At 70.3% G+C, this 5576-nt stretch carries 7 protein-coding genes; 5 read left to right on the forward strand and 2 right to left on the reverse strand.

The genetic code is table 11. The features are described 5' to 3' along the window. The 5 genes from HMPREF1137_RS07470 to HMPREF1137_RS07490 all read left to right on the forward strand — a co-directional run. On the forward strand, positions 1 to 631 hold a 631-nt coding region (locus tag HMPREF1137_RS07470; protein ID WP_009053828.1), incomplete at its 5' end, for a DUF3418 domain-containing protein. Beyond that, positions 628 to 1137, forward strand: a complete 510-nt coding sequence (locus HMPREF1137_RS07475; protein WP_009053826.1) for a SprT-like domain-containing protein — start codon at positions 628 to 630, stop codon at positions 1135 to 1137. The genes HMPREF1137_RS07470 and HMPREF1137_RS07475, both read left to right, overlap by 4 nt. 132 nt (positions 1138 to 1269) lie before the next feature. Beyond that, positions 1270 to 1803, forward strand: a complete 534-nt coding sequence (locus HMPREF1137_RS07480) for a phosphoribosyltransferase (protein ID WP_009053822.1) — start codon at positions 1270 to 1272, stop codon at positions 1801 to 1803. Beyond that, a complete protein-coding gene (locus HMPREF1137_RS07485; RefSeq protein ID WP_034497331.1) occupies positions 1800 to 2489 on the forward strand; it encodes an AAA family ATPase in 690 nt (229 codons plus the stop codon). The genes HMPREF1137_RS07480 and HMPREF1137_RS07485 overlap by 4 nt, the downstream gene beginning before the upstream one ends. 226 nt (positions 2490 to 2715) lie before the next feature. Further along, positions 2716 to 4056: a cytochrome c biogenesis protein/redoxin gene (locus HMPREF1137_RS07490; protein WP_009053824.1), complete on the forward strand. Its 1341-nt coding sequence runs from the start codon at positions 2716 to 2718 to the stop codon at positions 4054 to 4056. Between the two features lie 77 nt (positions 4057 to 4133). On the opposite strand, the gene HMPREF1137_RS07495 is transcribed toward HMPREF1137_RS07490, so the two are convergent. Together HMPREF1137_RS07495 and mtnN are read right to left on the reverse strand one after the other, a co-directional pair. Further along, complete coding sequence (locus tag HMPREF1137_RS07495) at positions 4134 to 4637, reverse strand: low molecular weight protein-tyrosine-phosphatase (RefSeq protein WP_009053823.1); 504 nt, start codon at positions 4635 to 4637, stop codon at positions 4134 to 4136. Positions 4638 to 4695: 58 nt separating this feature from the next. Next, positions 4696 to 5439: a 5'-methylthioadenosine/S-adenosylhomocysteine nucleosidase gene (gene mtnN, locus HMPREF1137_RS07500; RefSeq protein WP_009053831.1), complete on the reverse strand. Its 744-nt coding sequence runs from the start codon at positions 5437 to 5439 to the stop codon at positions 4696 to 4698. Positions 5440 to 5576: the final 137 nt, after the last annotated feature.

Below are 5576 nucleotides of genomic sequence, written 5' to 3' on the forward strand. Positions count from 1 at the left end.
GGCCTCCCCCTACGCGGACACGGCGGCCCTGGTCGCGGACGCGCAGCTGGCCTCGGCCCTCGCCCTCGTGGACGAGCTGAGCACCCCCGCCGACGTGCGCGACCCCGAGGCCTTCGAGACTCTCGTGGCGGCCGCGCGCGACGCACACGAGGACCGCGTCTATCAGATCCTCTCCCACGTCGTGCGGGCCCTGGAGGCCAGCGCCGAGGCCGACGCCGCCGTGCGCTCCCACCCCCAGGCCTCGCTCAAGGAGACGACGCGCGACGTCGCGAGGCACGGCACGACCCTGCTCTACGAGGGCTTCGTATCGGCGACGCCCGCCTCCGCACTGCCGCACCTGGGGCGCTACCTGCGCGCCGGGGCCGTGCGCATCGAGCGCGCCGCCTCCTCGCCGGGGGCGCTCGCGCGCGACCTGGAGGACATGGACCGCATCCACCAGGCCGAAGCCGAGATCGCCGCCACGCGCAAGGCCCTGGAACGGCGCCCCTACGACGCCCGACGCGACGCCGCCCTCACCCAGGCGCGATGGATGGCCGAGGAGCTGCGCGTGTCCATGTTCGCCCAGACCCTGGGCACGCCCAACAAGGTCTCCATGAAGCGCCTGCTCGGCGTGCTCGCGGGGGCACAGTGAAGCGCGAGGATGCTCGCACCCTCGCGCGCTCCCTCATGGACGCGGCTGGACTGACCGACTGGCGTTTCCGCTTCGACCACGCCAAGCGCCGGGCGGGCGCGTGCACGCATGCCTCGCGCACGATCAGCTTGTCCGGGCCGCTCACCGACCTGTACGACGAAGGAACGATCAGGGGCGTCATCCTGCACGAGATCGCCCACGCCCTCGTCGGCCCCACCCACGGGCACGACGCCGCCTGGAAGCGCGCCGCGCGCGCCCTCGGTGCCCCGGATTCCGCGCGGCTGCCCTCGTCCCTGCCCTCCCCGGACGCGCCCTGGGTGGGCACGTGCCCGCGCTGCGGGGCCACCCGCCGCCTGTACCGAGCGCCGCGCCGCGTCTCCTCGTGCGGGGTGTGCTCGCGCGCCTTCAACCCTGCGCTGATCCTCACCTGGGAGCACCGAGGAAAGGCCGCCTCGCCCGGGCGCGCCTACGAGCGCGAGCTCGCCTCGATCCGCCGCCGCCGTTAGCGTTACCGACGCCGACGGAGTGCGCGCGCGGCGTGCGTCTGCCCACGTCACAGTTTTATTACCCGTACGGGCGCGCACACACCCACCCGACGGCGATACCCTAGATTCCAACACTCCCGAGAGAAGGAAGCCATGGGTACCACCGCCAGCCCCGACGCCACCACCGCTCCCGACCGCGAGGTCCTCACCTGGGAGGGCTTCGGCGACGCGTCCCGTGAGCTCACTCAGCAGATCGTCGACTCTGGCTGGATCCCGGACCTGATCGTCGCCATCGCGCGCGGCGGCCTCATTCCCGCTGGCGCCATCGCCTACGCGATGGACGTCAAGGCCATCGGCACCATGAACGTCGAGTTCTACTCCGGCATCGGCGAAACCCTCGAGGAGCCCCAGCTGCTTCCCCCGCTCATGGACGTCTCCGCGATGGACGGCAAGCGCGTCCTCGTCGTCGACGACGTCGCCGACTCCGGCAAGACCCTCAAGATGGTCATGGACCTCATCGACGAGCACGGCCTCACTCTCGACGGCTCCGCCGCCGTGCGCGTCGAGGCGCGCAGCGCGGTCATCTACAAGAAGCCCGTGTCCATCATCGATCCCGACTACGTGTGGGCGTACACCGACAAGTGGATCAACTTCCCCTGGTCGACGCTGCCCGTCATCAAGCCGTGACTTCCTTGCGGGCGAGCTCGGGACCGCAGTTGGCTGCTGCCTCTCCTGAGTGCGCCCAGGCCTCGTCGATCACCCAGCGCATCGTCGAGGCCGTGGCCGAGCGCGCCCGCCTCGGTGACCCCGTGCGCGTGCTGGGCCTGACCGGTCCTCCCGGGACCGGCAAGACGACGATCGCCGCCGAGCTGGCGCGCGCCCTGCCCGAGGCCGGCATCGCGGTCGCTGGCCTGGCGCCCATGGATGGCTTCCACATGTCCAACGCAGTGCTGGCCGCGCGCGGGATCGCCGACCACAAGGGCGCGCCCGACACCTTCGACGTGGGCGGATACGTCGCCCTCCTGGGGCGCGTGCGCCGCGCGGACGGCGTGGTCCTCGCCCCCGACTACCGGCGCGACCTGCACGAGCCCGTCGCCGCCTCCCTGCCCGTCGAGGTCGACGGCGTTGTCATCACGGAGGGCAACTACCTGGGCCTCGAGCTGCCCGGCTGGGCGGACGTGCGCGGCCTCATCGACCTGCTCGTCTTTATTGACACGCCTTTCGAGGAGCTCGCCTCGCGTTTGATCGACCGGCACGTGAGCTTTGGGCGCGACCGCGCGGACGCCGCGCACTGGGTGCGCACGGTGGACGCGGCGAACATGGCCCTCGTCGATCGCACGAAGGAGCGCGCGGACCTGGTCCTGTCGCTGTAGGCGCGACTCACGCACCGGCACCCCCATAATGTCGCATGCAATTCCCTTGAGGACTGACGCATCACTTCCTCACAATCCGCATGATTTCAACGAATTAAATTATGTATTTGTAGGACACGCAGGGGAATTGCATGCGACTTTTCAGGGACCGGCCATGCCATCCGGTTTCGTGCGTACAACGGACAAGTAGCGTGCATTTTCAACTACTTCCAAGTAAGGTGAACCTATGTTCCTCTTGCTAGGCCTTCTTGGTGGCTTCATCACGGGCATCTCCCCGTGCATCCTTCCCGTCCTACCCGCACTCTTCCTGGGCGCCGCTGGCTCCCGCGACTCGGCATCCTCCTCGAACGAGGCCGCACGTTCCTCTGAGGACGGCAAGGCGGGCGTTGATTCATCGCTCTTCCGTCTCGCGCCGGGCGTGAACCTGGGCGGGGAAACTCCGAAGAAGGCAGCCGTGAAGGCCGACGGCAGCGAGTCGGTGACGCGTCGTCCCGTGCTCATCGTCCTGGGCCTCGTCACCTCGTTCATGATCATCACGGTCGCGGGTTCGGCGCTGCTGAGCCTGCTAAACCTGCCGCAGGCGCTCATCCGCTGGACCGGCATCATCCTGCTGCTGGCCGTCGGCATCGGCATGATCGTCCCGAAGATCATGGAGGTGCTCGAGCGCCCCTTCGCGCGCCTGGCACCTCGCACGACGGGCGACAGCGCGGGCTTCGGCCTCGGCCTCGTCCTGGGCGCGGCGTTCGTGCCGTGCGCGGGTCCGGTGCTGACCTCGATCATCGTGGCCTCGAGCTCCGGGCAGATCACGTGGCACATCATCGGCCTGGCCATCTCCTTCGCGATCGGCGTGTCGATCCCGCTGATGATCGTCGCGATCGCCGGTTCGGGCGTCGCGGCCCGCTTCCTGAAGACCCGCCAGCGCCCCCTGCGCATCGCCGCGGGCGTCGCCATGATCGCGCTCGCGCTGGGTATCGCGACGGATGCCCCGATGGCGCTGCAGCGCATGATCCCCGACTACACGGCCTCGCTCGAGGCCAGCACTGAAGGCGCCTGTGAGGACGGCGCGTGCGAGCCCGAGAAGGAGGTCGAGGCGAGCACCGACTTCGCGCAGTGCGCGCGGGGTGGCGCGAAGGATTGCGGCGTGATGCCGACGATCCAGGCCTCGGAGTGGCTCAACTCCCTGGGCCAGCCGTCCGGCACGGTGACGCTCGTGGACTTCTGGTCGAGCTCGTGCACAAACTGCCAGCGCGAGATCCCCGAGCTCGAGGCCATCTACGAGAAGTACAAGGACTACGGCCTGGTCGTCGTGGGCGTGCACTCGCCCCAGCAGGCCTACGAGCGCGACACCTCGGTGGTGAACGCGTCGATTGAGAAGCTGGGCATCACCTACCCGGTGGCGCTGGACCCCGACCTGGAGGCTTTCAAGGCCTACGGTGCGACGGCGTGGCCGACGCACTTCATCGCGGGCGCGGACGGCCAGCTGGTCGCGATGGGCCGCGGCACGAAGGGCGTCGAGGAGCAGATCCGCACTCTCCTCACCGAGGCGGGAGCGTCCCTGCCGGACTGAGGCACCACGCTTTAGCACAGCGAGCGGCTACCGCAAGGTGGCCGCTCGTCTGCATAAAACATCGGTTCGCCGCGCGCCTAGCGCACGAGGGCGAGGATCTGCGGGGTGACTCGCTCGATAACCTCGAGGGTGTCCAGGAAGTCCTGGTGGCCGCCGTACCACGGGTCGGGCACGTCGCCGCTGCCCTCGGGGTCGAGGTCTCGGTACAGGCACACGCGCGGCCCCTGCGCCAGGTCGGCGGCGGACTCGGGCGCGCCCTCATGCTCAACCCCCACGCGCTCAGCGAGGCGCTCCAGGACGCTCAGGTGGCGCGAGGTCATGGCCAGCACGAGGTCCCACTCCCCCAGCTCGCCGGCGCGGATCTGGCGCGCGCGGTGGTCGGGCACGGAGTACCCGGCGTCGCGCAGCACGCGGGCGGCGCGGCGGTCGATCGGGTTGCCGGCTTCCTCGTCGGAGACGCCGGCGCTATCGACGACGACGTCCACGCCGGCGCGCGCGGCGGCCTGTTCGAGGATCGCGTGGGCCATCGTGGATCGGCAGATGTTACCGGTGCACACCATGAGGACGCGGGCGGGGGTCATGATCGTTTCCGTTCGTTCGGGGCGTGGACGAGGCCGGGGCGACGAGGCCGGGGCAGCCTCAGAGCAGCGTCAGGTAGGCGCGCACGGCCTGGGCGCTGTGGGCGGCGGCGCGGGCGCCGTCCATGTGGAAGGCCTGGTCGGCGGTGGGGCCACACAGGTCGGAGACGGCGCGCAACGAGATCCAGTCGACGTCGGAGGACCAGCAGACCTGCGCCATCGCGCAGGTTTCCATGTCGGTGCCGATGGCGTCGGGGAAGCGCTCACGCATGGGGCCGACGTTGGCCTCGGTGCAGAAGGAGTCGGAGGAGACGATGCGGCCGCGGCGCACGGTGTGGTCGATAAGTCCGCGCAGGATGGGCAGGCGTTCTTCGGCGGCTTCGGAGGTGGTGTAGTCGACGGGCATCTGGGGGACCTGGCCCATGGCGTAGCCGAAGGCGGTCGCATCGGCCTGCCCGTAGATGGCGCGGGTGCCGGCGGCGATGTCGCCGACGTTGATGTCGCGCGCGAGCCCGCCGGTGGTGCCGGCCGCGATGACGATGGGGGCCTCGACGAGGGTGAGGGCGCGCGCGGTCGCGGAGGCGGCGTTGGCCAGGCCGATGCCGGAGGTGACGACCAGGACGGTGCGTCCGTCGAGGATGCCGAGCACGAAGCGCTGGGTCTTGTGGCTGCCCGCGAGGATGGCCTGGGGCGTCTCGTCGTCCCCGATGGGCGCGAGCTCGTGCAGGAGGGGCGCGGCCTCCATGTCCATGGCGGCTTGGATGATGGCGTCGACGCGGATGCGCTCGGGGAAGCTGAGGTTCATGGTTCCCATCGTAGGGGACGAGGCCCGCCACGGTCGCGCTCGCCTCGCGCGGGGGCGGCACGGGGCGAGCGCCACAGGGGACGTAAAGCGGGGCCGAGCCCCTGCCTCGTGCCGGTTAGGCGGAGCGGCGGCGCACC

The organism is Actinomyces sp. ICM39 (assembly GCF_000282935.1).
In the GTDB taxonomy this organism is placed as follows: domain Bacteria; phylum Actinomycetota; class Actinomycetes; order Actinomycetales; family Actinomycetaceae; genus Pauljensenia; species Pauljensenia odontolytica_B.